The sequence below is a fragment of the Methanoplanus sp. FWC-SCC4 genome (assembly GCF_032878975.1).
In the GTDB taxonomy this organism is placed as follows: domain Archaea; phylum Halobacteriota; class Methanomicrobia; order Methanomicrobiales; family Methanomicrobiaceae; genus Methanochimaera; species Methanochimaera problematica.
Window position 1 is genome coordinate 1,055,246 of record NZ_CP043875.1, and the last position, 23,194, is coordinate 1,078,439.

Annotated in this window: 27 protein-coding genes; 13 read left to right on the forward strand and 14 right to left on the reverse strand. The window is 38.3% G+C overall.

The window, feature by feature from the left end:
• Positions 1 to 157 precede the first annotated feature (157 nt).
• Positions 158 to 439, forward strand: a complete 282-nt coding sequence (locus tag F1737_RS05400) for a hypothetical protein (protein ID WP_317137753.1) — start codon at positions 158 to 160, stop codon at positions 437 to 439.
• A 66-nt stretch (positions 440 to 505) separates the two neighbouring features.
• Here the strand turns inward: F1737_RS05400 and F1737_RS05405 are convergent, their stop codons facing one another.
• On the reverse strand, positions 506 to 1,630 hold the full coding sequence (locus F1737_RS05405) for a kinetochore Spc7 family protein (protein ID WP_317137754.1): 1,125 nt from the start codon (positions 1,628 to 1,630) through the stop codon (positions 506 to 508).
• 59 nt (positions 1,631 to 1,689) lie between these two features.
• Between F1737_RS05405 and F1737_RS05410 the strand changes: the two genes are divergently transcribed.
• Both F1737_RS05410 and F1737_RS05415 read left to right on the forward strand, forming a co-directional pair.
• The gene (locus F1737_RS05410; RefSeq protein WP_317137755.1) at positions 1,690 to 2,118 is read left to right on the forward strand and encodes a hydrogenase 3 maturation endopeptidase HyCI; all 429 of its coding nucleotides are present in this window, start codon (positions 1,690 to 1,692) and stop codon (positions 2,116 to 2,118) included.
• Between the two features lie 89 nt (positions 2,119 to 2,207).
• A complete protein-coding gene (locus tag F1737_RS05415) occupies positions 2,208 to 2,486 on the forward strand; it encodes a hypothetical protein (protein ID WP_317137756.1) in 279 nt (92 codons plus the stop codon).
• Positions 2,487 to 2,489: 3 nt separating this feature from the next.
• Here F1737_RS05415 and F1737_RS05420 read toward each other — a convergent pair whose 3' ends face one another.
• Entirely contained in the window at positions 2,490 to 3,302 is an 813-nt protein-coding gene (locus F1737_RS05420; protein ID WP_317137757.1) for a sulfite exporter TauE/SafE family protein, read from the reverse strand.
• 170 nt (positions 3,303 to 3,472) lie between these two features.
• On the opposite strand from F1737_RS05420, the gene F1737_RS05425 reads away from it, so the two are divergent.
• Positions 3,473 to 3,724: a DUF504 domain-containing protein gene (locus tag F1737_RS05425; protein WP_317137758.1), complete on the forward strand. Its 252-nt coding sequence runs from the start codon at positions 3,473 to 3,475 to the stop codon at positions 3,722 to 3,724.
• 13 nt (positions 3,725 to 3,737) lie between these two features.
• On the opposite strand, the gene F1737_RS05430 is transcribed toward F1737_RS05425, so the two are convergent.
• Positions 3,738 to 4,028, reverse strand: a complete 291-nt coding sequence (locus tag F1737_RS05430) for a DUF1294 domain-containing protein (RefSeq protein WP_317137759.1) — start codon at positions 4,026 to 4,028, stop codon at positions 3,738 to 3,740.
• 56 nt (positions 4,029 to 4,084) lie between these two features.
• Positions 4,085 to 5,362, reverse strand: coding sequence for a serine--tRNA ligase (gene serS, locus F1737_RS05435; RefSeq protein WP_317137760.1), 1,278 nt, complete (start codon positions 5,360 to 5,362; stop codon positions 4,085 to 4,087).
• A 340-nt stretch (positions 5,363 to 5,702) separates the two neighbouring features.
• Between serS and F1737_RS05440 the strand changes: the two genes are divergently transcribed.
• Complete coding sequence (locus F1737_RS05440; RefSeq protein WP_317137761.1) at positions 5,703 to 5,969, forward strand: hypothetical protein; 267 nt, start codon at positions 5,703 to 5,705, stop codon at positions 5,967 to 5,969.
• A gap of 56 nt (positions 5,970 to 6,025) precedes the next feature.
• On the opposite strand, the gene F1737_RS05445 is transcribed toward F1737_RS05440, so the two are convergent.
• The 3 genes from F1737_RS05445 to F1737_RS05455 are packed head-to-tail and all read right to left on the reverse strand — an operon-like array spanning position 6,026 to position 7,889.
• Entirely contained in the window at positions 6,026 to 6,763 is a 738-nt protein-coding gene (locus F1737_RS05445; protein ID WP_317137762.1) for a DUF169 domain-containing protein, read from the reverse strand.
• A 49-nt stretch (positions 6,764 to 6,812) separates the two neighbouring features.
• Positions 6,813 to 7,370: a YeeE/YedE thiosulfate transporter family protein gene (locus F1737_RS05450; RefSeq protein ID WP_317137763.1), complete on the reverse strand. Its 558-nt coding sequence runs from the start codon at positions 7,368 to 7,370 to the stop codon at positions 6,813 to 6,815.
• Complete coding sequence (locus tag F1737_RS05455; RefSeq protein WP_317137764.1) at positions 7,371 to 7,889, reverse strand: YeeE/YedE thiosulfate transporter family protein; 519 nt, start codon at positions 7,887 to 7,889, stop codon at positions 7,371 to 7,373.
• Between the two features lie 130 nt (positions 7,890 to 8,019).
• Here F1737_RS05455 and F1737_RS05460 point away from each other — a divergent pair, with 130 nt between their 5' ends.
• Together F1737_RS05460 and F1737_RS05465 are read left to right on the forward strand one after the other, a co-directional pair.
• Positions 8,020 to 8,412, forward strand: coding sequence for an ArsR/SmtB family transcription factor (locus tag F1737_RS05460; RefSeq protein ID WP_317137765.1), 393 nt, complete (start codon positions 8,020 to 8,022; stop codon positions 8,410 to 8,412).
• 79 nt (positions 8,413 to 8,491) lie between these two features.
• Entirely contained in the window at positions 8,492 to 9,238 is a 747-nt protein-coding gene (locus F1737_RS05465; RefSeq protein ID WP_317137766.1) for a DUF128 domain-containing protein, read from the forward strand.
• Between the two features lie 18 nt (positions 9,239 to 9,256).
• Here F1737_RS05465 and F1737_RS05470 read toward each other — a convergent pair whose 3' ends face one another.
• The 5 genes from F1737_RS05470 to thpR all read right to left on the reverse strand — a co-directional run bounded on the left by F1737_RS05470 (position 9,257) and on the right by thpR (position 15,184).
• Positions 9,257 to 10,210 carry a DUF128 domain-containing protein gene (locus F1737_RS05470; protein ID WP_317137767.1) on the reverse strand — a complete coding sequence of 318 codons (954 nt, stop codon included), beginning with the start codon at positions 10,208 to 10,210 and terminating at the stop codon, positions 9,257 to 9,259.
• A 240-nt stretch (positions 10,211 to 10,450) separates the two neighbouring features.
• Positions 10,451 to 11,773, reverse strand: a complete 1,323-nt coding sequence (gene glnA / locus F1737_RS05475; protein WP_317137768.1) for a type I glutamate--ammonia ligase — start codon at positions 11,771 to 11,773, stop codon at positions 10,451 to 10,453.
• 161 nt (positions 11,774 to 11,934) lie between these two features.
• The gene (locus tag F1737_RS05480; RefSeq protein ID WP_317137769.1) at positions 11,935 to 12,951 is read right to left on the reverse strand and encodes a phosphate uptake regulator PhoU; all 1,017 of its coding nucleotides are present in this window, start codon (positions 12,949 to 12,951) and stop codon (positions 11,935 to 11,937) included.
• 308 nt (positions 12,952 to 13,259) lie between these two features.
• Positions 13,260 to 14,645 carry a CCA tRNA nucleotidyltransferase gene (gene cca, locus F1737_RS05485; RefSeq protein ID WP_317137770.1) on the reverse strand — a complete coding sequence of 462 codons (1,386 nt, stop codon included), beginning with the start codon at positions 14,643 to 14,645 and terminating at the stop codon, positions 13,260 to 13,262.
• A complete protein-coding gene (gene thpR / locus F1737_RS05490) occupies positions 14,645 to 15,184 on the reverse strand; it encodes an RNA 2',3'-cyclic phosphodiesterase (protein WP_317137771.1) in 540 nt (179 codons plus the stop codon). The genes cca and thpR overlap by 1 nt, the downstream gene beginning before the upstream one ends.
• 175 nt (positions 15,185 to 15,359) lie before the next feature.
• Here thpR and F1737_RS05495 point away from each other — a divergent pair, with 175 nt between their 5' ends.
• The 4 genes from F1737_RS05495 (at position 15,360) to F1737_RS05510 (ending at position 19,981) form a co-directional block, all read left to right on the forward strand.
• The gene (locus tag F1737_RS05495; RefSeq protein ID WP_317137772.1) at positions 15,360 to 15,629 is read left to right on the forward strand and encodes a glutaredoxin family protein; all 270 of its coding nucleotides are present in this window, start codon (positions 15,360 to 15,362) and stop codon (positions 15,627 to 15,629) included.
• A gap of 3 nt (positions 15,630 to 15,632) precedes the next feature.
• A complete protein-coding gene (nrdD, locus tag F1737_RS05500; RefSeq protein ID WP_317137773.1) occupies positions 15,633 to 17,837 on the forward strand; it encodes an anaerobic ribonucleoside-triphosphate reductase in 2,205 nt (734 codons plus the stop codon).
• A 50-nt stretch (positions 17,838 to 17,887) separates the two neighbouring features.
• Complete coding sequence (locus tag F1737_RS05505; protein ID WP_317137774.1) at positions 17,888 to 18,922, forward strand: DUF1786 domain-containing protein; 1,035 nt, start codon at positions 17,888 to 17,890, stop codon at positions 18,920 to 18,922.
• Between the two features lie 189 nt (positions 18,923 to 19,111).
• Positions 19,112 to 19,981: a hypothetical protein gene (locus F1737_RS05510; protein ID WP_317137775.1), complete on the forward strand. Its 870-nt coding sequence runs from the start codon at positions 19,112 to 19,114 to the stop codon at positions 19,979 to 19,981.
• Between the two features lie 161 nt (positions 19,982 to 20,142).
• On the opposite strand, the gene speB is transcribed toward F1737_RS05510, so the two are convergent.
• Both speB and F1737_RS05520 read right to left on the reverse strand, forming a co-directional pair.
• A complete protein-coding gene (speB, locus tag F1737_RS05515; RefSeq protein WP_317137776.1) occupies positions 20,143 to 21,012 on the reverse strand; it encodes an agmatinase in 870 nt (289 codons plus the stop codon).
• Positions 21,013 to 21,039: 27 nt separating this feature from the next.
• On the reverse strand, positions 21,040 to 21,420 hold the full coding sequence (locus tag F1737_RS05520) for a translation initiation factor IF-5A (protein WP_317137777.1): 381 nt from the start codon (positions 21,418 to 21,420) through the stop codon (positions 21,040 to 21,042).
• A gap of 81 nt (positions 21,421 to 21,501) precedes the next feature.
• Here F1737_RS05520 and F1737_RS05525 point away from each other — a divergent pair, with 81 nt between their 5' ends.
• Both F1737_RS05525 and F1737_RS05530 read left to right on the forward strand, forming a co-directional pair.
• Positions 21,502 to 22,278: a bifunctional fructose-bisphosphatase/inositol-phosphate phosphatase gene (locus tag F1737_RS05525; protein ID WP_317137778.1), complete on the forward strand. Its 777-nt coding sequence runs from the start codon at positions 21,502 to 21,504 to the stop codon at positions 22,276 to 22,278.
• A gap of 12 nt (positions 22,279 to 22,290) precedes the next feature.
• Complete coding sequence (locus tag F1737_RS05530; protein WP_317137779.1) at positions 22,291 to 23,109, forward strand: NAD(+)/NADH kinase; 819 nt, start codon at positions 22,291 to 22,293, stop codon at positions 23,107 to 23,109.
• Positions 23,110 to 23,194 lie beyond the last annotated feature (85 nt).

A 23,194-nucleotide genomic window follows, 5' to 3' on the forward strand; every position in this document is an offset into this window, starting at 1 on the left:
GGATTCATAAATAATTAAATCACTGATCTATAAAATAAAAAAGTATCTTCAATAATATACTATAATTTTCAAATTTGTCATTTTAATTTTTGATCATTTATCAAATCAGGATTGACCCGTATGGCTTTTATTAAAGGAAAAATAATAAGATAATCTGATGAACCCGTTCAAAACCGGAAAGGAATTTGAAAAAGACAGGATTCGGTCAACAACTCCTCCGGAAATTAAGGATGTCATTCTAAAACATGTCAATTATTTTGATCAGCCTGTAACGGTTACAAGCACACTTATGGCACTAAACAGGCACGGCCTGAATCCGACACGGGCGTTAATCAAAAAACGTCTTGATGAACTGGCAGAATCAGGATATGTAAAGGTCAGAAAAAACGGAAATATTTCTGAATATACTCCTCTCCAAAAAAAACATGATCATAAATAATTTTTACCGGATTTTAAAAAAGGACATTTATTTAAAAGCAAAAACCGGAATAAAAAGGACATTCACTCAGTTGGATATACCTGAATTTTTTATGTTTTCAAAAACACCTTTCCGGTCATATTTATGATCAATGATGTAATTGTAGAGTTTTATGTAATTATTATGTTGAGCTATCAGTTTTTCTATCTCATCAAAAGTGGAATTGTAAACCCTGATTTTTTCATTATAAGATGAAACAAGGGCATTATATTCATTTATTTTCCCGCCGGCCTTTAGGCGGCTCATTTTGTCATCCAGTAAAGAGATTTCTTCATACAAACTCTCAGACTTAATCTTTTTGGAATCTATTAGTGATTCAGACTCAGATACTTTTTCCTCAATTTTATTCAGAGCCGAATAAATATAGCTGACTTCATCACAGCTTTCATATCCATACGTTCCGTTTCCAACCTTTATGACATAAGGGACTGATTCAAGCGGTTTGTCCCCGTCGAGTTTTTCTGTCGGCCAGCTGACATAGTTAACATCAGTAACCTCAACAAAGGCATATTCAGTATCCATATATCCGCAATCTGTGGATTTTATACCAACCGCCATGTGCTCTTCTTCTTCAAATTCAAAAAGAACCACATCATATCCTTCCCTGAAAAGAATTCCTGATGCAAATATTGCCTTGTCATCACAGTCCCCGGAATTTTCATAAACCATTTCAACCGGAAATTTTGGCTCTGTTCTTATCTCATTGGTATGATAGGGAATTGACTGGACATATGTGAATATCAGTTCGGCATATTCATCAGAGTCAAGATTCATCTCTTCGCGAATATTGCGAAGTTCACCAATTACCGATGTATAAAGGGGATTAAGCTGCGGGTCATTTACAAAGGAATTATAATATTCGTCAGACCAGGAGTTCCCCGGCAATTGCTCCTCATAAAAATAAGCATATTTGTCCGAACTATAAGCGCTCAGATAAACTTTTTTGTCAACAGGTATTGTTATCGTAATTTTTGAATCCTGAAACAAAAAAGAATTTGTGACAGATATATATTCTGAAGGCCCCGAATCAACAGGAATTGATGGATATTCCGGCGACAAATCTGCAAAAATTCCATTAATACAGCCTGCGGTCAGGAATGCAGCTATAAAGCAGATAACTGCAATTATCCAAAATCCTTTTTTAAGAGACATTTTCAACAATTCTTTTAATCATTTGCTAATAAAGATTTATGCCGGATATGAATATTTTAATGGGTGTGGGCAATACACTACGAAATGATGACGGTGCAGGAATATATCTTGCAGAGAATTTCTCCAAAAACGGATGGATATCACTAGTCTGCGGTACAACACCTGAAAATTTCACCGGCATTGTAAGACGTGAAAATACGAAGATTCTTGTTATTGTGGATGCAGCAGACATGGGTCTTTCACCCGGAGAATTCAGAATAATACCTGAAGATATGATAGAATATACCGGGTTTGACACTCATATAATGGATCTTAAAAATCTTATAAATTTTTTAAGGGATATAACCAAAGAGATAATTCTTGTTGGAATACAGCCAAAGGACATTGACTTTGGTGAATGCATAAGTCCTGAAGTAATGACAGGGATTAAACTACTGACCAAAGCATTATATACAGATCCACACAACATTCAAAAAACCAGAATCTGATTTTTGATTAATGATTTTTCAGGTTAAGATAAAAATCCGGATGAAATCTTTTTAAAGAAGACTCCATATCAGCCAAAAAGAGAATAAATATGAGTAAAAAACAGCTTCACTGCCCAAATTGTGATTCAGACGACATTTACCCTGTATTGGGTTTTTATACAGGCAATATTTACAAATGCAAAAACTGCGGTTATCAGGGTGCTTTTGTAATAGAGCACAGCAGTGATGCAGACAGTGAATTCAAAAAAGCCGCTTTGATGAATAAAGCTCCATCCAAAATCAGATTAAATATAAATTTCTGGTTAAAGGCATTCGTGGTAATATTTATTTTGTTTCTTATAATATCGCTCATAATCATTTATATCTGAAATTCATGTGATTAACATCTGAAGTCCGGTAATTATCAGTAAAGCGGCAAATATAATTCTCACATAACTTTCATCTGTTCTTTTGGAGATTTCTGTACCTGCATGTGCCATGGGAACTGAAACGGCAACCAGAATCAGAAATAAAAATAAAGAAATGTATCCTATTGAAATGAAAGGCAGATCAAAGGATACTTTCGAACCAAACAGAATATAAGGTATCAGTGCGCCTGCTGATGAAAACAGAATGAAACCTGAAGAAGTTCCCACCGCTTTTTTTGGAGGAAAGTTACAGAACAAAATCAATACAGGCACCATTACAAGCCCGCCCCCGAGCCCCAGAAGTCCGCATAAAACGCCAATAAAAAATCCTATACCCATAAAAATAAACGGGTTTTTCATCATCTCCCGTTCAACCGGTTTTTTTGATTTATATACCATACGACCAGCGGTAGAAAACAAAAGAACAGAAAAAATCAACTTCAATACGGCACCGTCAACCGATGTTGCAATAACACCTCCGAAAATACCTCCAAAAAAACCGGTAACCCCTAGGAAAAACGCTGCCTTCCACAACACTGATTTTTGTCCTGAATGGCCTATTGCACTTGCAACAGATGTGGGGAAAACAACCGCCAGGCTTGTTGCAAATGCAATTCTTATTGAGATGGTGTCATCAATGCCATAAATATTTGAAAGAACCCAGTATTGTGCCGGCACCAGTATAAATGCTCCTCCAAAGCCAAGCATTCCTGATGCAAGGCCTGCAACAATACCTGTCAGCAGCAAGATCACTATTGACAGGAAAAAAGGTTCCATAATTATTTTTTCAGATTGCTGTTTTTCCAAAATAAAGTTTGGGATTCAAATTTTAGATAATTAAAAAAAATTATTATTAAAAATCATTTTAATCAGGGGGGTGATGTCAGGTATTATATCAAAAAGTTCGTAAAAAAGTATATGTCACATAATGATATTTTAGAAAACCTATGAGAACAAGTCATAAACTGCTGTTAAGATTTTTTTATGACAAAAATTTTGATTTTTCAAAAGTCCTTGTAGGATATATTGACAGAGGCACACCAGGTGATATTTCATATGCCTCAGGAGATGAAATCTGCAACCTTGATAGTAACTATTTTGAAGTCATATCAAAAAACACAACCAAGCCAATTCCCTATCACCGTCTTTTAATAATTTCATATGGGGGAATAATAATCTGGGAGAGAGAAGTCCCCTAATTTCAAAAAATAATTATTTCCAGATATTATAGAAAATGTACATAATCAAAATTAAATGGAGTGCCAGAAAAAAGGGCACAGATATAAAACGGGGTTTGGATGTTTTATGCCTGAATAATTTCATCGCGGCATATGCCCCGAAGGGAGCAAATAAAGAATATGTCAGTAATTTTCTCTCAGAAGTCCTCCACATATTCTTTTTTGCCTTCCTTTTATCATTTGCAAAAACCAAAAACACAAAGAAATTTGTCAATAAGTAAATTGCGAGGACATATGCGATTAAATCAAAATTTTCAGGAAACATTTTCAATACCCGATGTATTTTAAAAATAAAAAAATGGAATTTTTAAACCGGAATAATCAGAGAGTTTCCTGGTTATTCATATATGGCCTTAGTGCCTTTGGAATCTCAACAGTTCCGTCTTCAAGCTGATTATTTTCAAGAATGGCACGAATTGCCCTTGATGTGGCAATAGCTGTGCTGTTTAATGTGTGGACATATTGTTTTGACTTGAAATCACTTTTATCACGCACTTTAATATTGAGTCTTACAGCCTGATAGGATGTACAGTTGGAGCATGAAACCAGTTCACGATACATATTCTCGCGGGGCATCCAAACTTCAATATCATATTTGCTTGCGGCAACAGTGCCTATATCCCCGGTACATATTGAAACCACATGGTAGGGAAGTTCAAGCTTCTGGAAAATATCTTCTGCATTTGAGAGGAGATCAGTATAAAGATTCCAGGAATCTTCCGGTTTGCAAAAGATAAACTGTTCAATTTTATGGAACTGATGGACACGGAAAAGACCCCTTGTGTCAAGCCCGTGTGCACCAATCTCACGCCTGAAACACGGACTGATACCTGCAAACTTCAAAGGAAGATCTTTTTCCTCAAAAATTTCATCCTTAAACATTGCAGCCATCGGATGTTCGCTTGTTGCAATAAGGAACTCATCCTCGCCGTCAATTTTGTACATGACCTTTTCAAAATCAGAAAGATCTGTAACACCTTCATATGCCGCACGGTTCATCATGTAAGGAGGCGTTATCGGAGTATAGCCCTTCTTAACCAGAAGATCCATTGCAAAGCGCTGAAGCGCCATATCCAGAAGAACCAGATTTCCTTTAAGGAAATAAAATCCTGCACCTGAAATCTTTGCCGCACGCTCAAAATCCGCCCATTCATTTTCAACTGCAAGCTGACCATGATTTTTAAGTTCAAAAGAAGGAACTTTTGCCTCTCCCCATCTTTTTACTTCAACATTTTCCGAATCATCTTTACCGACCGGAACACTCTCATGAAGAACATTTGGAAGGCGCATAAGGTAAAAATTTAGTTTCTCCTTTATTTCATCAAGGCCCTTTTCCATTTCCTTAATCTGTTTTGGAACATTTGAAGCCTCTTTAAATAATTCTGTTGCGTCTCCGCCTGCTTTTTTGATATCGTTTATTTCGCGTGCAATTACATTTCTTCTGTTTCTAAGCTGGTTAATCTCAACCTGCATATCACGGCTTTTTTTATCGATTTCAAGCAGATCATCAATCCATCCCAGTTTTTCCTGATCATTTCTTTTTGTAAGATCCGCCCGAACGATATCCGGATTTGCGCGAATAAAATTTAATTCAAGCATTTATGTTCCACACCTAATGATTTATCTCTATATTAATTCCAAAACAATTCTTATTTGCTTTGCTATTAATTTTTTATAGATTTCTAAAAACCCGTTATTAATGTATGATTTTAAATTAATTATATCATTAGGCCTGTTAAAAATAAACACAGTTGCGGGCTGTATAATACGCTTCAAAAATAACCGGATATATAAACAGATACAAAATTTATTGACAGATATCTATATATCAAAATTTTTCAGGCATATAACTTACTGGTTATAATGTTTAATGAGAAGTATTTCAATCATTTATCTTTTCTTTTGCTTTTCTTATACCTGATAAAGAGGAGATGTATCAATGACGGCAGATGATATTGTTGAAATCAGTTACTCAAATCCTGACGGTAGTGTTTTGACAAATACATACAAAGGGAGTTATGCATTCCTCAAATTATACAGGAGTCTTGACTTATCATTAAGACAAAAACTGTCATCAGGCAAAATTAATGTTTTACTAAATGGAAAACCTGTAAATTACAGCAATATTAAAACCCGTGCGGCAGCTGAATATAAATTATGCAGACAGACTTCATGGGTCAAAAGCAGGGGAATAATCACTGCCTGACGATATATCTAAAAAAACCTGATAATATCTTAAAAAAATTCAAAAAATTATTTTAATTATTTTTTAAGTTTTGAACCGGCAGCGCCTGTCACAACAGGGATGGCATCGGTAATCTCTTCAAGAAGTTCAGCCGGAATACCCATGACCATTAAATCGTCATCAATTCCTGAAAACTTTCTTGAACCGTCACATCCAAGAGAGATATTCGGTTTTCCTGTAATGTAAGGCTGTGCACATGCATCTGCACATACGGACTGAATGCCTGAAAACTCAGACTGGATTCTGCCGCCAAGCTTGTATAAAATTGCCTGTGCAAACTTCAACAAAACAACAGGCTGTGCAACAATTACTACAACATGCGGATCAAACGGTGTCTTTTCAAGAGGAGCATATACTGTTGCATATGTCGCAGGCTCGGTTGATGCGGTTTTGTGAACGTAAGGGACACTCTGGATTGTTCTCATACATGCAGCCCATGATTCATATTTACCAAGTTTATAGTAAAATTCCCCTGTCTGTAGTGAAGGCGTTATTTCCTTTAAGCCAAGTGCCCATCCACCGCCTGCACATGCATGCTTTCCAGCGGTTGCATAGAATATTTTTCCATCCTTTCCTGCACTTGCAACCATCTGACAGTGCCTTACTGTATCTTCAACTTCAGGGACGCCTTCAGGTAATCCCTCGGCGGATTTTGCAAATTTAACTGCAACAGGAGACTGTGACAGGTTTAGGGTCTCCACAAGAATTTGTGAAATTTTTTCATAATCCGGTTTATTTTTCATTTCATCTATCATTTATAATCAACTCCAAATCTAATTTTAACTAATTTATCATTTTCCTTCTTTACAATCCCAGATACTCAAGAAGATAGAGGAATCCGGCTCCCAATATCAGAGAAATTACGATAATATATGATGGTTTTATGCCAAGCATATCGGGTATCGTGTCGTACTGTATCATTTTGCATTTCAGTACTCCTCCGCTGATCTTTGGATATAACATGGCAAATAGGCCAGTACCGAGCATAATTCCGATAAAGCCTCCAAAGAGTGCATCCATATATCCCTGGCCGACAGCGCCCGCAACAGTACCGGGACAGAGTCCTAAAACTGCAAAACCAACACCAAATATCAGCCCTCCGACAACCGCTGTTCCAAGAGAACCTCTTGCAATGTGAAGTTTTGCATATCCATAGTGTTTAAGGATATATACACCGGGCATCCCTACAAGAACGGCTGTTGCAATTAATTTAACAACAGTAAAATCCTGAAGAAGAAGCTGCCTGATTATTACATCGTAATTGGTCACCCCGGCTTTTTGGATGAGAAAACCAAATACAATACCCATTAACAGACCAATAGCAAGCTGTGCGGATCTGTTCTTATGAAGAGTGGTAAGCATCTAAAGCACCCCGTAAATTATCAGAGCTGTTCCTATAGCGCCTGCAAACATACATGCAGCAGTAACTATACTTGTTACAGAAAGCTGTGTTGTTCCTGAAATTCCATGACCACTTGTACAGCCGCCTGCCCAACGGGCACCAAATCCCATAAGCACTCCTCCGATTATTGCTATAATCAGCCTGAGTAATGGATCATCACCAAATTTCTGTGCAAACATATCAGGAACCCAGATTATCTCAAATACACCCGAAAGCATTGATGATATGAACGCACCTATGACAATACCTGCAACAAGCATCCACTGCCAGTCAATTTTTGGTGCAAATTTCAGATAATACGGATTTTTTTCATCACACTCACCTTTGAAGCACTTTCTAAAAAGCCCGAATGTTCTGAAATATGATGTGGAACATCCTATGGGTTTGTCAGAAAGCAAAAAGGCAAGCCAGCTGAGAATTCCAATTCCGGCCCCCGCAACATAAGGAGACCATGTGACTTCAGTCAATATTTCAAGCATTTATACCTCCTAGCCTGACCATCCACCACATATTATATAAATATATGTGATAATATGACCATTTCAAGATTGTTTGAAATGATATTGATACCAATACCTATTAAATGTTGTGATTTCAAATATTGTTGAAATGAGTTCTTATGAAAAATGTCCATTGCCGGATGATATCCCGGAAGTTATTGCGTTGGAGATTGAGAAAAGAGGGGGAATAAAAGGACTAAAAAATTGTCTTCCGGAGGATGAATGCGCCAAAACGCAAAGTAAAATGCACAAAGCATGTACTGATCCGGTACGTCTTAAAATATTATCACTGTTAAAAGGCGGCCCCCTGTGCGTTTGCGCAATAAAGGAAGTCCTTGAACTTGCAGATTCAAAACTCTCATACCACTTAAACGTCTTAAAGGATGCAGGACTTATTGAAGGATATCAGCAGTACAGATGGGTTATATACAAACTTACAGAACAGGGAGAAATATGGATGGGGTGTGTCTGCCAAAGCAGAAATCTTATGGATTCAATTTGAGAACAAAAACTCCGTCAGAGTTGCCATTCACTCAGATATATTATTTATTCTCAAACCAAAAATAAATCAGGAATAAAATATGAATGTGCCATTAAAATTTGTAAATCATAAAATTGAGGAAAACGCCCTGCACCTTACATATGATCCAATCGAAAAAAAAGGAAATATAATCTACAATCTATCTCTCATCAATACAGAAGATCTTGAATTTGCGATAAAAACTTTTAAGGAGGCATATTCCGCAGGCCTGTGTGTAAGTGACAGAATACTGATTGCAAAAGAAGGGGATAAATTAGAAAATTTTGTCATTCCCAAAGGTAAAACCGGAATATGCACCATATGCAGTCTTGTCCTTGACTCATTGTTATACCAAAGAGGCGTCCCGCTAAATCCAATCGGAGGAGGGCTTGTTGAAGTGGAAAATCTTGTACCAAGAAGATTTACTGCCATGATACAGTATGAGTACACAACAATTGATCCGATTACAGTCATGATCTCACAGGGCAACACCTCTGTTATGAATGTCATAAAGACAGGAAGCGGTACAATAACCGGAAACATAAGGGAATGCCATATGGAATCAGAATCTGCGGTTTTTGATGTCCTGGATGTCCTCAATGAAGCCGGATTCGTTGGTGTACTGGATGTAGGAGTTCCAAATACTCCGTTACTGGGAGTTCCTGTAACACCCAATTATATCGGAATATCAATGATTGGCGGAACAAATCCGATCGCGGGTTTCAAAGAAACGGGAAGATGGGCGGAAATTCAGTCAATGAAAGGACTAATGGACATTTCATCTTTTGAATATCTTGAAAACTACTAAAAAAATTTAAAAAATAAATCAGGGGAGATCAAATACGGAATATGGAATATTTCCTGCTCCAATCTCAGTTTTTATCGAATAACCTTTCTCATAAGCGTTGCCTATAAGATTCATTCCGCTGTATGAAACAATTGATGTCCTGTATGGATCAGGCCTTACATTTAACACACCGGTTCCCATAGTAACCGGAAACTTAAATCCCATTTCCCTCATCTTTGATGCAATAACCTCAACAGAATCCTTCGCAGCGTCAGGAACCTCACGTACATTCGCAAGGACTGTTCCGTTGCCGGTTTTAGCTGCCTTTCCAATAGATGTCAATCCTGCATTAATGAACAAAAGAAGAGGATCCACTGTTGTGCCCCTATAACCAATCAAATCATGAAATCCCAGAGGTTTTGAATTATTAAGTCCGACTATCCCTCCAAAAGCCATTTTTACAGGAATGCCTTTTCTTTGAAGAACACCGTCCATTGTAATACTGCAAACCGTCATAAAACCTGAATGTCCTGCAGGCACACGGGGATCATTATCAACTATTTTATAAGATGAGAAAAAGGCAAGACCAGCATCAATTACCTCATCAAAAGCCTTTGAAACAAGCTCAACCTGATCATACGGAACATATGAGAGATTGTAGGCAACATTACCGGTACCAGTTTCCGGATTAAATGTGCTTTTAAATGCAAGTTTCTCAAGTTTTGATATTATAAACCCTATCCTCTCGTCTACAAGAGCACGTTCAGTTTCAGATATTCCGGCAGTAGTTAAAACACGACCTCTGTTTCCAACCTTCCGGGTAAATCCCATATCATCAAGATAACTAAGATAATACTGAACAGCCCTGTCCGTTAATGTAAACCCGTGTTCAGCCATTAACTCTGAAAGACGCTTTGCACCGAGAGGTTCCTGATATTCCTTTAAGAGCCTTAATATTTCTATACATTTCCTCTCTGATCTGACAAAACTCATTTTATTAACACCCCTCCTTCATACAGCAGCATATTACTGTTTATTCACAACCGCTGTAATCCAGGGCTGAATAACTATTATTACGTTATATAAAAGAAGTGTTTAATAACTTGTGATTAAAAAAAAATTTTTTTAGACATTTTTGTTAGGACTGTCTGTTATATTTATTCTGTATCTTTATTTTTATGTCATTGATTGTGGATTGGATGTTGACAGTTATGGCAAATTACCATTTCTTTATCAGTATCTTGCAAGGTATTGCTCTACTTCCCATGGATGAACCGCAGTTCTGAATGAATCCCATTCAAGTTTGGCAATATTGTTCATTCCTTCAACAATGTGAGGGCCAAGAGCTTTGCAGATGAGTTCGTCTTCAATGAAATGTTTATTTGCCGTTATAAGATCACATGGAAGTGTTTCAATATGTGACTTTGTTCTTTCATCTTCAGACATTGCAAATATATTTTTGGCTGCACCGGCAGGCGGCTGCATCTCCTTCTTTATACCTTCAATCCCTGCTGCAAGAATTGCCGCAAATGTCAGATACGGATTACAGGTTGGATCAGGGCTTCTTAATTCAATACGGGTTGATTTACCACGTGGTGCAGGAACACGCACTAATGCAGTCCTGTTTGATGCACTCCATGCAATGTAAACCGGAGCCTCATATCCGGGTACAAGCCTCTTATAGGAGTTAACTGTAGGATTTGCAACCCTGGTTATGCTTTTTGAATGGTTTAGAACACCTGCAATAAAATGCATTGAAGTATCTGAAAGCTGTAACGGAGCTTCCGGGTCAAAGAATGCATTCTCTCCTTCTTTGAAGAGCGAACAGTTGACATGCATACCGTTTCCGTTAATACCGTACACAGGTTTTGCCATGAATGTTGCATGAAGGCCGTTCATTAAAGCAATTGTCTTTGTTACAAACCTGAATGTTACAACATTATCTGCTGTTTTTAATGCATCACCATACTTGAAATCAATCTCATGCTGACTCTCTGCCACCTCATGGTGTGATGCCTCAACATCAAAGCCCATATCGGTAAGCGCAAGTACGATATCACGACGGACATCTTCCGCAAGGTCTGTGGGTGCAAGATCAAAATATCCTCCATGGTCTTTGAACTCTATGCTTGGTTCACCGTTTACCATTTTAAAGAGGAAAAACTCACACTCTGGCCCGGTATTGAAAGAGAAACCCATCTCCGCCGCCTCTGCAAGTGTTTTTTTCAGGACATAACGTGGATCGCCTTCAAACGGCTTCCCGTTAGGCAGATAAACATCACATATGAAACGTGCAACCCTCGCTTCCTTAGGTCTCCAGGGGAGCAGGGCATAAGTATCCATGTCCGGCTTTAAAACCATGTCAGACTCTTCAATACGGGCAAAACCCTCAATCGATGATCCATCGAATGAGATTCCATCAGTAAGAGCTTTTTCTGCCTGTTTTACAGGGATAGCGACATTTTTTATCTGCCCCTGTATGTCTGAAAACTGAAGGCGGATAAATTTGACATTGTCACCCTCAATTTTCTCAAGCATCTTCGCAACTTCTGTCATAATCATAAGTTGAAAAATCACATATTTATAGATCGCCCTGACACATCTTTAGTAATTACATATTTTATATAGCAATATATAGAAAACTGAAATTTAAGAAAAATCATTTAAAACAATAATCAGAGATATTATTTAAAAATAAAAGCTTAGTATTATTTTTTTTATTTTAGAGGTTCATCATTCATAACAATATAATTTATTGAAATATCGGAGATCACACTGGCATATTCACCAATTCTTTTAAGATGCCCGATTATATATGCAATTGAAACTATGCCCAATCTTCCTATATCAAAAAGCTCCTGACTTGCATCATTGCACTTATTGCCAAATAATTTGGCTTTATTTATTGTTTCAGTCGTCTTTTTCAGGTCATTGTTAAAAAAGGCTTCAATTGACGAATCAAGAATTTCAATGGCTTCAGAGGACAGGCTTTGAATAGTATCAAGAGCCCGCTTTTCAATCGAAACAAAAAGAAGTGACTGAACATTCTCTGCAATACTTTCCACCTGGTCCCCCGCTCTTTCAAGAACTCTTGAAGCCTGAAGATAGTGAAGTGCCTTGTCCACATCCATCCCCATTTCTCCGGAAAGAGATATATTTCTCAATAAAAGATTATACTGGCGGGATATCAGCCAGTACAACCTGTTGACATCTTTTTCACGGGACATAACATCATCCGCAAGATCAGTATCCCTTGTTTTGAGTGCAAACATGGAATCACCAAGCATCCCCTCTATTATCACCTTCATACGTGAGATAACATTTTCAAAAGGCATCTCTCCGGGATTTAACAGATCTTTAATAATTATTGTCGTCTCTGTTTCTTCAGAAACTTCCTGGCCAATGGATGACTGTATGAACATCCTGACGGCCCTATGTGCATATGATGGCAGTCTGCCATGTGAAGTTATCCGGATAGTATTGTATCCCGTAACATACGCACCAATCAGCAGCCGATATAATGTTTCATGATCATTAACGCCTTTAAGATCGAATTCCTTAATTCTCTCAACAATTTTTCCGGTAATTTTGGGAGTTACCGTAAGAGAGCCGTCGGGCTGAATAATAAGCCCCAGAGGATCGTTTTTCTTTATATTTGAATTCCTTATCCATTCTTTTGGAAGGGACACAATATAAGACGAACCCCCTGTTATCTGAACTTTCCTGACTTCCATTTTAATCTTTCAGCCCCTGAATAAAACTATATAATCATAAATTTAAGTTTTCAAACAAATTAAAACTATTTAGCAATTATATAATTTTCAGGACAAATATATATCTGAGTCGTTCTCAAAATATTTCACAAAACAGTTTTTTGAGATCTGCAATGACATATATCAAAATTGAATTAAAAAAGACAGGCATTTATTCATTATTTACATTGATCACAATCTATAGAGATAAAACAAAAAAGATGTTCAATTATTTTCCTGATAATAAAAAGTCAGAAAAAATATTATTCCTGTTGATTTTTATATTCAAATCATGTCTGAAAATTCAGACTTTCTGTCTGTTTCATCATCCTTTCAATAAGAGGGGATTTTTTCATAACAAAATCTCCCAGGAAATCAGAAAATTCCTTACTCCAGCATTCTTCATCCTTATAGATATTCATCTCATTTTCAATTGATTTTCGGACATGCTTGCCAAGACCCGAAGACAATATTTCACCGGACAATAAAATGCTGTAAACATCAGGATATTTCCTCTCGATTTCCACATAATATCGCTCATTTTCAATATAAGGGCCTGCAAATGTATTTCCGATATGTTTTTTCAGAAATTTATCCGAATTTTCTGCATTCCAAACCGGAGGTCCCTCACGTTTTTCAACATTGGGAAGTTGATCAACAAGAAGCTCATATAATATCATACAGTTCTCCTCCTTCATAGAACAGTCAAACCTGTTTACAACAAAACCGTTCCTCTCAAGAAGTCCGTTTATACCTATGGCACTCCTTCTAAGTTGCGGAACAACAATATCAGGAATAAGACCCGGCGTTTTAAAAACAACCGCATAAAAAGAAGAGCCCCTGTCCTCTATCATAGTTTTAAAGTCCTCTGATGAAATTTCTTTTGAAACAGGAGCCTCAAAATATATCTCCGAAGGATTTTTCAAATAACCTCTTGCAAATTCGGCAAACTCACACATTCTCGTTGCTGAAAGTGAAGCTGCAACATTTCTGCATGGATCAACGGGATCAATCACTACAAGAGGCTCAGTTAACTCTTTGGCCTGATGTTTTTCGATATCAATTACAATTCCCGGCCGCCATTTTGAAGCTTCCTCTAAAAGTTCAGTAAAACCACCATAGTAACAGATCAAAAGTTCACACAGATAGCCTGCAAAGCCTTCTGTCATCTGATCAGATCCGTAAACACCACAGGCTTTTGAAAACTGTTTGAGTAAAAGTACATCATCAGTATGCCCTGAGATCTTCTCTTTTATATAGCGGGTATGAAAAGGCGTCCTGTCAACAGCGCTCTTTATCATAGACGCGCTTTCAACAGCATAACATGGCACCAGATCTATATCAAATCCGCGGATATTGGCATTAATATAGGGGTGCTCAGCATATTTTTCAACAAAAACTCCGGAAAATGTTTTTGAAATCTGTCTTGCAAGACCAAGGCCCTTCTCTTCAAGCTCCTCTCTGGAAACTTCAGGAGAAAACAGCATGAAAATATCAAGATCCTTATCTCCCGAAACCCAGGTATCACGTGCAACAGAGCCAACAACCATCCCTGTTGCAATGCCACTCTTATTGACTTCACAAATGATCTCATCGGCAACAGCCCGGATTATCATTCTTTCCTCTTCAGAAGGCCTGATACTCCGGAGAACTGTATTTTCACATGACAAACGCATTAAAAAGAAACCTCCATTATATCCTCATATACCGGCCCGTCCGGCAGAAGAGTACTTTTTTTAAGTTTAAACCCTGAAACTTCAAATTCTCCAAAATCTTCACTGGAAAATTTCTCAACAATTGGCAATAATGAAGGGTCAAACCTTTTTATTCTTGCAATTGTTGCATGAATTTTAAATTTTCTTTTTTCTACCGGAACTCCAAGCGGAGATAAACGGTTTTCTATATTATCATTCAGAGATGACATTTCCCCGCCATCATATCCATCAATCCATACAACGCGGGGCACCTTTGTGGAATTTAAAGAAACTCCTTTTAAGCGGAGTGTGAATCTGTCAAATTCAACATTTTTTAATTCCTCTTTGACTCTGTCAAGTCCGGAACTATCCACCTCTCCTATGAACTTGAGAGTAATATGACTCATAGCGGAATTAACAAAGTTCATTTTTGCCCTGCTGACCTTAAGCTCTTCCTGTATTGAAGACATCTTTTCCCTGACGTCTTCTGGAAGTTCAATTGCGACAAAAACCCTTACCATTATTTTTATTTATTGTTCCCAGACCTAAATGAACTAACCTGAAAAAAAACATCCACGCAATTTCTATTACATATATTGATTATGATATGGATTTTCTCAGACTGGTTATGAAACGATAGAGTTTTTATTTTCCAGCAACAACTATCATATAATCACCAATTGGGGGATCTTTTTAGTGTCCGATAATTTGAAAATAGTTGTATATTCTCTTGAAAACTGCCCGAACTGCGAATTGCTTAAAAGTTTTCTGAAACAAAACGGCTTTGAATATCAGGAACTTGATCTCGCTGATCCGGCAAATATGACAGAACTAAGATTAAACAATGTATTTGTAAGGGAGGCCCCGGTCTTACAGGTGGAAGACAAATTCCTTGTATCTGCTGATCTCTTTTCAGGCGGAGCAGTAATCACAGATAATGTTCTTCCATTATGTAAAGGTGAATAACCTATGCAAAGGGAACCAAACAAACAATCCCTACAGCAGACATTAGACGGCTTTGCAGTACCCTCTCTTCCAAAGGTACGCACTTCCCGCGGTCTCATCCTTGAATGGGACAGGGAAAGAATAATACAGCAGTTATTAACAGAAACAAAACTTGTCGAGGAATTTTACGGCGGAAAAACCATAGATGTGGAAACTGCCAGGGAAATTGCTTTCAATGTCGAGCAGAAAATTCAAAACCTTGGTTTGAAATTTCTTTCCGGACCCTTAATCAGGGAAATTACAAATATAACCCTGATTGAGCACGATCTAATCCCATACCGTAATGTGAGTACGAGAGTGGGAACTCCTGTTTATGATGCTCATTTAATCGATGTAGGGAGAGGATTTGAAGCAAAGGATAATGCAAATCTTCAGGAAAATGCCGAAACATCCCACAAAAAGAAGGCCGACAAAATAAGCAAAGAACAGTATCTCCTTGAACTCCCTCCCGAACTTGCGGATTTTCATCTCTCCGGAGATATGCATATTCATGATCTTGAGTATTTCGGAACACGCCCCTTTTGTCAGGACTGGGATTTAAGATATTTCTTCTATTACGGCCTGATGCCTGACGGAAACGGAACAAAGGCCTCTGTTGCAGGGCCTGCAAAACGTGCGGAAGTAGCAGTACTTCATGCAGTAAAAGCCTTAGGCAGTGCCCAGACCAATTTTGCCGGCGGGCAGGGATACTATAACTTCCTGACATTCCTTGCACCTTATTTTGAAGGGCTTGATTATGAAAGCATAAAACAGCTCATGCAGATGTTCGTGTATGAGATGACACAGATGATGGTTGCACGCGGCGGCCAGGTAGTCTTCTCATCAGTACAGCTATCTCCGGGAGTTCCGACACTCTGGAAAGACAAACCATGCGTCTATAAAGGAAAAGTCTGGAACGGAGTCCAGGCACCTGAGAGAACATACAGTGAATTTGAAAGAGAAGTCCGTCTGCTGTTCAAGGCACTTATGGAAGTCATGCTGGAAGGGGACTACTGGGGAAAGCCATTCAACTTCCCAAAACCCGAAATCAGCATAGAACCTGACTTCATGGAAGAAAATGAGAATTTCAACAGGGAAAATCCTGATCTGCCCACATATCATGATCTCTATCTGATGACATTCGAGCTTGCCTCCAAGTTTGGAACTCCTTATTATGACAACCAGATTCCTGCCTACAGGGGAGCCGGAGAAGGCATCTCATGTTATCAGTGCTGTGCATACCAGTTTTCATCCCTTGCAAACGAGGATGCATCTTTTGATGACAAGATGTATTTCAAAGACGGAAAGCACTTTTCCATGGGATCATGGCAGGTAATTTCAGTAAACTGCCCGCGTGCCGCATATAAGGCAGAGGGCAGCAATGAACGCCTCTTCGCCGAACTAAAAAAGCTGATGGATGTTGCAACGGAAGTCTTTAAGATCAAAAGAAGATGGATGGAAAATATCCGGGCCAAAGGCAGAATGCCGTTTGCAATGCAAAGACCAAAAGATCCAAACGATCCTAACGGAGAAGCAAGAGGGCCTGTTGCAGTCGATCTTGAAGGTCTTGTGTACACAATCGGTGTTGTCGGCGTAAATGAGATGGTCCAGCACCACACAGGTTTCCAGATTCATGAAAGCCGTGAAGCGTTTGCACTTGCTGTCAGGGCAATGACTGAAATGGAGATGTATGCAAAGGAAATTTCCATTAAGCACAATATGACACTCGCACTTGCAAGAACGCCTGCTGAAACAACCGGTCAGCGTTTCAATGTTGCAGATCTCCTTGACAAAAGATTTACAGAATATGCAAAAAAGGTTACAAAAGGAGATCTCGATACCGCACTTGAAAAACTCGGAACATCATTTGATCTTCCAATATACTATACAAACGGTATTCACGTAACACCCGGTGCAGACGTCCCACTTACAAAAAGAATGGAAATTGAACATATATTCTTCCCGATTGTTGACGGAGGAAATATCTTTCATATATGGCTTGGTGAAGCAAGGCCTGATCCACGCGGACTTATGGACATGGCAATGAACCTGTGTAAAAATACGCAGATAGGTTATTTTGCATTTACAAGGGATCTGACAGTGTCCCTAAAACAGTTCACAGAATACAAACCTGACAAAAAATCTGCGGAGTCGGCATTATCACCTGTCGACCGCGGAATTCGTGTCTGAATAAAAAATAATTTAATCTCTTTTCCCAGAATAAATTATTCTGAAGAATTATGTTCAATATAGAGAAGCCGGTTCTTGCAATAGATATCGGAAGAGGAACACAGGATATATTACTGTATGAACCGGGGCAGAATATTGAAAATTCAATAAAAATGGTTTTGCCTTCACCAAATGTTGTGGTTGGTAAAGAAATAAGAAATGCCGCATCAGCAAAAAAAAGTATTCATCTGACAGGATATACAATGGGAGGAGGGCAAAATGTTTTTGAGATATCAAAGGCCCTTCAAAACGGAATAAAAATTACCGCCACAAAAAAGGCTGCACTTACAATAAAAGACAATATTGACGCTGTAAAAGATAAGGGAATTTTGATTCTCGAAGATGAACACATCTCAACTGATACAAAAGTCATTAAGACAAGAGATTACATGAAAGATGAAATCCAGAATATCCTTTCTGCATTTTCAATCGATTATCCGGAAAACATTGCCATTGCAGTTCAGGATCACGGGTTTTCAAAAGATGTTTCAAACAGGATTTTCAGATTCAGGTGCTTAAATGAGATGCTTGATAAAAATGACTGGCAAATCTCCTCTCTTGCACAGGATCCACCACTTCCCTCAATGACAAGGATGCACTCAGTGCTTGAACAATGTCCCGGGGCACTCGTAACCGACACCGGCCCTGCTGCAATAATGGGTGCACTCTGTGATCCGGTTGTTTTAAAAATGGCCAAAAAAGGTCTGACCCTGGTAAACGCAGGCAACGGCCACACACTTGCATTTACAATCAAAGGTACTGAAATCCTTGGCATTTTTGAACATCATACAGGCAGCCTCAGCCAAGAAAAAATGAATTATTATCTAAATAAACTAAGGACAGGAACAATTACAAACGAAGAGGTTTTTGAAGACGGAGGACACGGTGCAAGTGTCAGAAAAAATCTTGACTCTGAATATATCGCGGTTACAGGGCCAAACCAAAATAAAATTCTGCCTGATGCCTATCATGCATCACCCTTTGGTGATATGATGCTTTCAGGATGTTTTGGACTTCTTAAAATATGGGATATTTCGCGCACATAAATGAATCTAAGGATTTATTCAGCCAAATAACATATTCACACGGTTTATTGTGCGTTATATTGACTAATATCTCATCAAAATCAGTATATTATTAAAAAAATACATTTTTTTCACTTTAATTTTTGTGAATGAAACAAAATCATATATATGAATCTGTAACCAAATTTTATTATGCAAAAACAGGATCTCATGTTTTTTATTGGCGCGATTGCAATTGTAATGATCCTTGCCTTTGTCGTCAAACCAATAATTAGCGGAGAGAGTGTTTCAATTCTTCCGGAATCAAAAACAAAACCTGTTGTAAATATTCCCCTTCCCGAAGGAGCAACAACAAAACCATACAGTCCTGTTTCTTCATCAGTAATCGCAACTCCGACACCGGTCTGGGACGGAGCCGCAAAAGAAGTTCAGTTTGTCGATCCTTCCACATATAATCTTCAATGGGAAGGCACAGTAAAAGATTACGGTTCAAGAACACCCGGATATGAAAAACCTGATGAAAACAAGATGGTGGTTTATGCTTCAATTAACGGCCAGTGGGACGCAACAACCCAGATAATAAATATTCCATTCCCATACTGGGAAACCGAGGTCAGCTTTGAAAGTATGGGTGATGTGGGAAGCACAGATATTACAATAACCGAAAATGAAGGCGGAACAGTTGAAGGAATTGTTGCAAGTGAAGCTGAAAGCCTGGGAGTTGCTGCCGAAAGCCAGTTTTATATTATCCCTTCCATAAACATCCAGGTTGTAAATGCGGACCAGCCAAACGGACTCATTTATATTCTGAATTCTTTAACAGAAGGCCCGCTTCCAAAGGAGATACAAAAAGAGGAAGCCAGTGCCAGTGAGGAATTTTTCAGATCAGAAGATGTTTTGGCAGAAGAGCAGACAACCATTGAAGGAGAGGTAATAAAAAGGGAAAACCTGAATGAATATTTATGGAAACATAAATATTATGAGGGTTCAGGCAATTATTACTTCATCATTCACCCAAACATGCTCAAATCTTATAAAATAGACATACTGGTGCCTGAGAAATTCATTCAGACCCAATAATTTATTTTTCACTCATTATAACTAATATTAAAGGGAGATTTTTATCTCCATTAATATTTTAATAAATTAAAAATATTTCAAAAGCAACAGAACTTAATCCTTTTTTGTAAACCAAAAATCTGATTTTTTTAAATCAAATACAAACAGGATTTAAAAAAGATTTAATATTTTTTTTCTGAAGACATCCGGTTGACTGCAATAAATTCACGGATGATTTTTGAAGCCACAGCCGCAGTCTGACCGGCATCTATCGGACAGACCTCCATATAATCAAAACCTGAAGCATATTTGCCAAGAACATCAACAACTTCCTTTATATCCAGAGGAGTCAGGCCAAAGGGTTCAGGTGTCCCAAGACCCGGAGTGAGGCAGCAGTCAATTGCATCAGCATCAATTGACAGATAACATTTCTTCCCTGAAATCCTCTCCTCAATTGTTTTTAAAACTGATGAGATACCAAGCCTCCGGACCTCATCGGATGTGTAAAGATGTATTCTCTCATCTTCTTTAGCAAGATCAAATTCATCCCTTGGACCACTTCTCCCGCCTATGATATAAATCTCGGACACGCCTGACTCAAGAACCCTTCTCGTTGCACAGGCATGATTATATGGTGTATCGCCATATTCATCCCTTAAATCAAGATGCGCATCACATACGATATAACAGTCAGGTTTTATCGCTCTTACCGCCCCGACAGTTGCCGAATGTTCACCGCCAAGCATTATCGGAAATTTTCCGTCCTCTAAAAAATCCCGAACTGCTGATTCAACCTCTGCAACCACCATTTCCGGAACAGAAGAAGGTTCAAGATCACCCATATCCTTTACAGGAATATCAGTCATATCAAGATCAAATTCCGGAATATAAGTCTCAAAATTGTATGAAACCTCACGGATTGCTTTTGGTCCGTCTCTTGTTCCTGAAATATATGATGTTGTTCCATCATAAGGAATACCGAAAATCACATAATGGGCTTCTTCATAAGAAGAATCCGCATCAGCAAAAAAAGAACTTGAAAAATATTGCATTTTATTTAATTTGATTTAATTTTGTAATTAGTTATCGAGCTTTCTCTTGCCCATTGATGCAATGTAAGGAACTTCCGAACCTGCCTCAAGTTTTGATGCAACATCTTCTGGAAGTTCAAGTTCAAACATCTCAAAGTCCTTTACATCCATAAACTGTACTGTTGTTCCTGCAATTGAGATGACCTGTGCACTTCTGCGCTCTACGATAGGCACATATGTTTTTGCTGTTACCGGCTGTACAATTGAACGTTTTACACCGTCAAAAATACCCATTACATCAATTCTTGATTTTGCAGCACCGTGTTTACCAGGTTTTGATGTTGCAATTCCAAGAATTTTGCAGGGTTCATCATCTACTACGACGTAACGTCCTTCTTTTAATTTTCCTATTTCAGTCTGTTCTTTCATAATGATCAAACTCAACTTACTATATCGCAATCAACTTAAATAAATTCAACGAAAACACATGGTTTAGACAGGTGTTGATCCATGGATTTTAAAAAATTTTGTGACGGGATCGCAAAAGAAGTCAGTGATACAATAAATCCTCTCATAGGCACAAAAGAAGCCGCCAAAATAGTAATGATGGGTGCCGACGGCACACCCACAAAAAAAATTGATAAACTCGCAGAGGATATCGTTATAAATTATCTTTTGGAAACAGCTTTTTGCAAAACACTTATTAGTGAAGAAGCAGGGTGTAGGGATATGGGAGGTCAGTCTGGAACAATATATCTTGATCCCCTTGACGGCACACATAATGCAGTTACCGGAAACCCGTTTTATGCCCTTTCAATTGCATACGCAGAGGATAATATGATCAAAAAAGCATATGTAAACGATTTGGCACACAATGAATCATTTTATGCAGAGAAAGGAAAAGGGGCATTTTTCAATAAAAAGAAAGTAAAAATATCCAATACCAGACTTTTGGAAAATTCAACAATAAGCATCTACGGCAAAAAATTTGAACCGGAAACAATTGTAAAAATTGGTGAAAAAATAAGAAGGTGGCGTCTTTACGGAGCATCAGCACTTGAGATATGCTATGTCGGGTGCGGACGCCTTGACGGGTTTGTCGACATCAGAAATACTCTCCGTGTAACCGATGCCGCGGCAGGAATATTATTCTGCAAAGAGGCGGGGGGCACAGTGACCGACAAAGACGGGTGTGAAATAAAATTTTCAAATGACGTCAGCCAGGGAAGATGTCTTGTGGCAACAAACGGACTCATTCACAAAAAAGTAATAGAATATCTCAGGTGAGGCAGAAAAAATATGAAATTTGCAATGGTCATAAGGCCGGATGACCCGGGTGCGCTTGAAATTGGAAAAAGAATATCATTATTTCTTAAAAACAGAGGTCATGAAATAGTCTATGAACTTGAAACCTCAAAAGCACTTAATTTAAAAGAAGGTGTTTCATTCAGCCGGCTTTCAGGCGATGTTGCGGTTGTTATCGGAGGAGACGGAACAGTACTTCATACCATAAGACAGCTTGAAAAACAGATACCGCTGATAGGAATAAACAGGGGAAATGTAGGATTCCTGACAGATCTTGAACCGGATGAAGCAGAGGAATACCTTTTGAAAATTGAAAAAGGCAAATACAATATTGAAAACAGAATGCGTCTCCATCTGCTTGTTGATGACGAATATGTTGGCGAAGCACTAAATGAGGCTGTAATAGTCACATCAAGGCCGGCAAAGATCCTGCAGTTTACAATAAACATAGATTATGTTCCTGCAGAAAGATTCCGTGCCGATGGCGTACTTATAAGCACACCAACAGGGTCAACCGCTTATGCCATGAGTGCAGGAGGGCCGATTGTTGACCCATGGATTGACGGGTTCCTGCTTGTCCCTCTTGCACCATATTATCTGTCTTCAAGGCCGCACATAATAAGCGATAAAAGAAAACTGAGAGTTGAGCTTGACAGTACAAAACCTGCCGATCTTGTTCTCGATGGCCAGTATATAATGGAACTATATAACGGAAATGTGGTTACAATTCAAAAATCCAGGGAACCTGCATTATTCATAAATGCAGGAAAAAATTTCTTTGCAAAGGTTGACAGCAAGCTAAAATCCCTTTAAATCATATCCGTAAATCATATTTTTCTGACTGAATTGTAAAAGACTTATCAACTTTTGAGTTCAAAACAAAACATACAGGTGATTT

Excerpts from the sequence above, each read along its gene's own strand:
- F1737_RS05400 (WP_317137753.1), top strand. The coding sequence starts at position 158 with ATGAACCCGTTCAAAACCGGAAAGGAATTTGAAAAAGACAGGATTCGG.
- F1737_RS05405 (WP_317137754.1), bottom strand. The coding sequence starts at position 1,630 with ATGTCTCTTAAAAAAGGATTTTGGATAATTGCAGTTATCTGCTTTATA.
- F1737_RS05410 (WP_317137755.1), top strand. The coding sequence starts at position 1,690 with ATGGGTGTGGGCAATACACTACGAAATGATGACGGTGCAGGAATATAT.
- F1737_RS05415 (WP_317137756.1), top strand. The coding sequence starts at position 2,208 with ATGAGTAAAAAACAGCTTCACTGCCCAAATTGTGATTCAGACGACATT.
- F1737_RS05420 (WP_317137757.1), bottom strand. The coding sequence starts at position 3,302 with ATGGAACCTTTTTTCCTGTCAATAGTGATCTTGCTGCTGACAGGTATT.
- F1737_RS05425 (WP_317137758.1), top strand. The coding sequence starts at position 3,473 with ATGAGAACAAGTCATAAACTGCTGTTAAGATTTTTTTATGACAAAAAT.
- F1737_RS05430 (WP_317137759.1), bottom strand. The coding sequence starts at position 4,028 with ATGTTTCCTGAAAATTTTGATTTAATCGCATATGTCCTCGCAATTTAC.
- serS (WP_317137760.1), bottom strand. The coding sequence starts at position 5,362 with ATGCTTGAATTAAATTTTATTCGCGCAAATCCGGATATCGTTCGGGCG.
- F1737_RS05440 (WP_317137761.1), top strand. The coding sequence starts at position 5,703 with ATGACGGCAGATGATATTGTTGAAATCAGTTACTCAAATCCTGACGGT.
- F1737_RS05445 (WP_317137762.1), bottom strand. The coding sequence starts at position 6,763 with ATGATAGATGAAATGAAAAATAAACCGGATTATGAAAAAATTTCACAA.
- F1737_RS05450 (WP_317137763.1), bottom strand. The coding sequence starts at position 7,370 with ATGCTTACCACTCTTCATAAGAACAGATCCGCACAGCTTGCTATTGGT.
- F1737_RS05455 (WP_317137764.1), bottom strand. The coding sequence starts at position 7,889 with ATGCTTGAAATATTGACTGAAGTCACATGGTCTCCTTATGTTGCGGGG.
- F1737_RS05460 (WP_317137765.1), top strand. The coding sequence starts at position 8,020 with ATGAGTTCTTATGAAAAATGTCCATTGCCGGATGATATCCCGGAAGTT.
- F1737_RS05465 (WP_317137766.1), top strand. The coding sequence starts at position 8,492 with ATGAATGTGCCATTAAAATTTGTAAATCATAAAATTGAGGAAAACGCC.
- F1737_RS05470 (WP_317137767.1), bottom strand. The coding sequence starts at position 10,210 with ATGAGTTTTGTCAGATCAGAGAGGAAATGTATAGAAATATTAAGGCTC.
- glnA (WP_317137768.1), bottom strand. The coding sequence starts at position 11,773 with ATGACAGAAGTTGCGAAGATGCTTGAGAAAATTGAGGGTGACAATGTC.
- F1737_RS05480 (WP_317137769.1), bottom strand. The coding sequence starts at position 12,951 with ATGGAAGTCAGGAAAGTTCAGATAACAGGGGGTTCGTCTTATATTGTG.
- cca (WP_317137770.1), bottom strand. The coding sequence starts at position 14,645 with ATGCGTTTGTCATGTGAAAATACAGTTCTCCGGAGTATCAGGCCTTCT.
- thpR (WP_317137771.1), bottom strand. The coding sequence starts at position 15,184 with ATGGTAAGGGTTTTTGTCGCAATTGAACTTCCAGAAGACGTCAGGGAA.
- nrdD (WP_317137773.1), top strand. The coding sequence starts at position 15,633 with ATGCAAAGGGAACCAAACAAACAATCCCTACAGCAGACATTAGACGGC.
- F1737_RS05505 (WP_317137774.1), top strand. The coding sequence starts at position 17,888 with ATGTTCAATATAGAGAAGCCGGTTCTTGCAATAGATATCGGAAGAGGA.
- F1737_RS05510 (WP_317137775.1), top strand. The coding sequence starts at position 19,112 with ATGTTTTTTATTGGCGCGATTGCAATTGTAATGATCCTTGCCTTTGTC.
- speB (WP_317137776.1), bottom strand. The coding sequence starts at position 21,012 with ATGCAATATTTTTCAAGTTCTTTTTTTGCTGATGCGGATTCTTCTTAT.
- F1737_RS05520 (WP_317137777.1), bottom strand. The coding sequence starts at position 21,420 with ATGAAAGAACAGACTGAAATAGGAAAATTAAAAGAAGGACGTTACGTC.
- F1737_RS05525 (WP_317137778.1), top strand. The coding sequence starts at position 21,502 with ATGGATTTTAAAAAATTTTGTGACGGGATCGCAAAAGAAGTCAGTGAT.
- F1737_RS05530 (WP_317137779.1), top strand. The coding sequence starts at position 22,291 with ATGAAATTTGCAATGGTCATAAGGCCGGATGACCCGGGTGCGCTTGAA.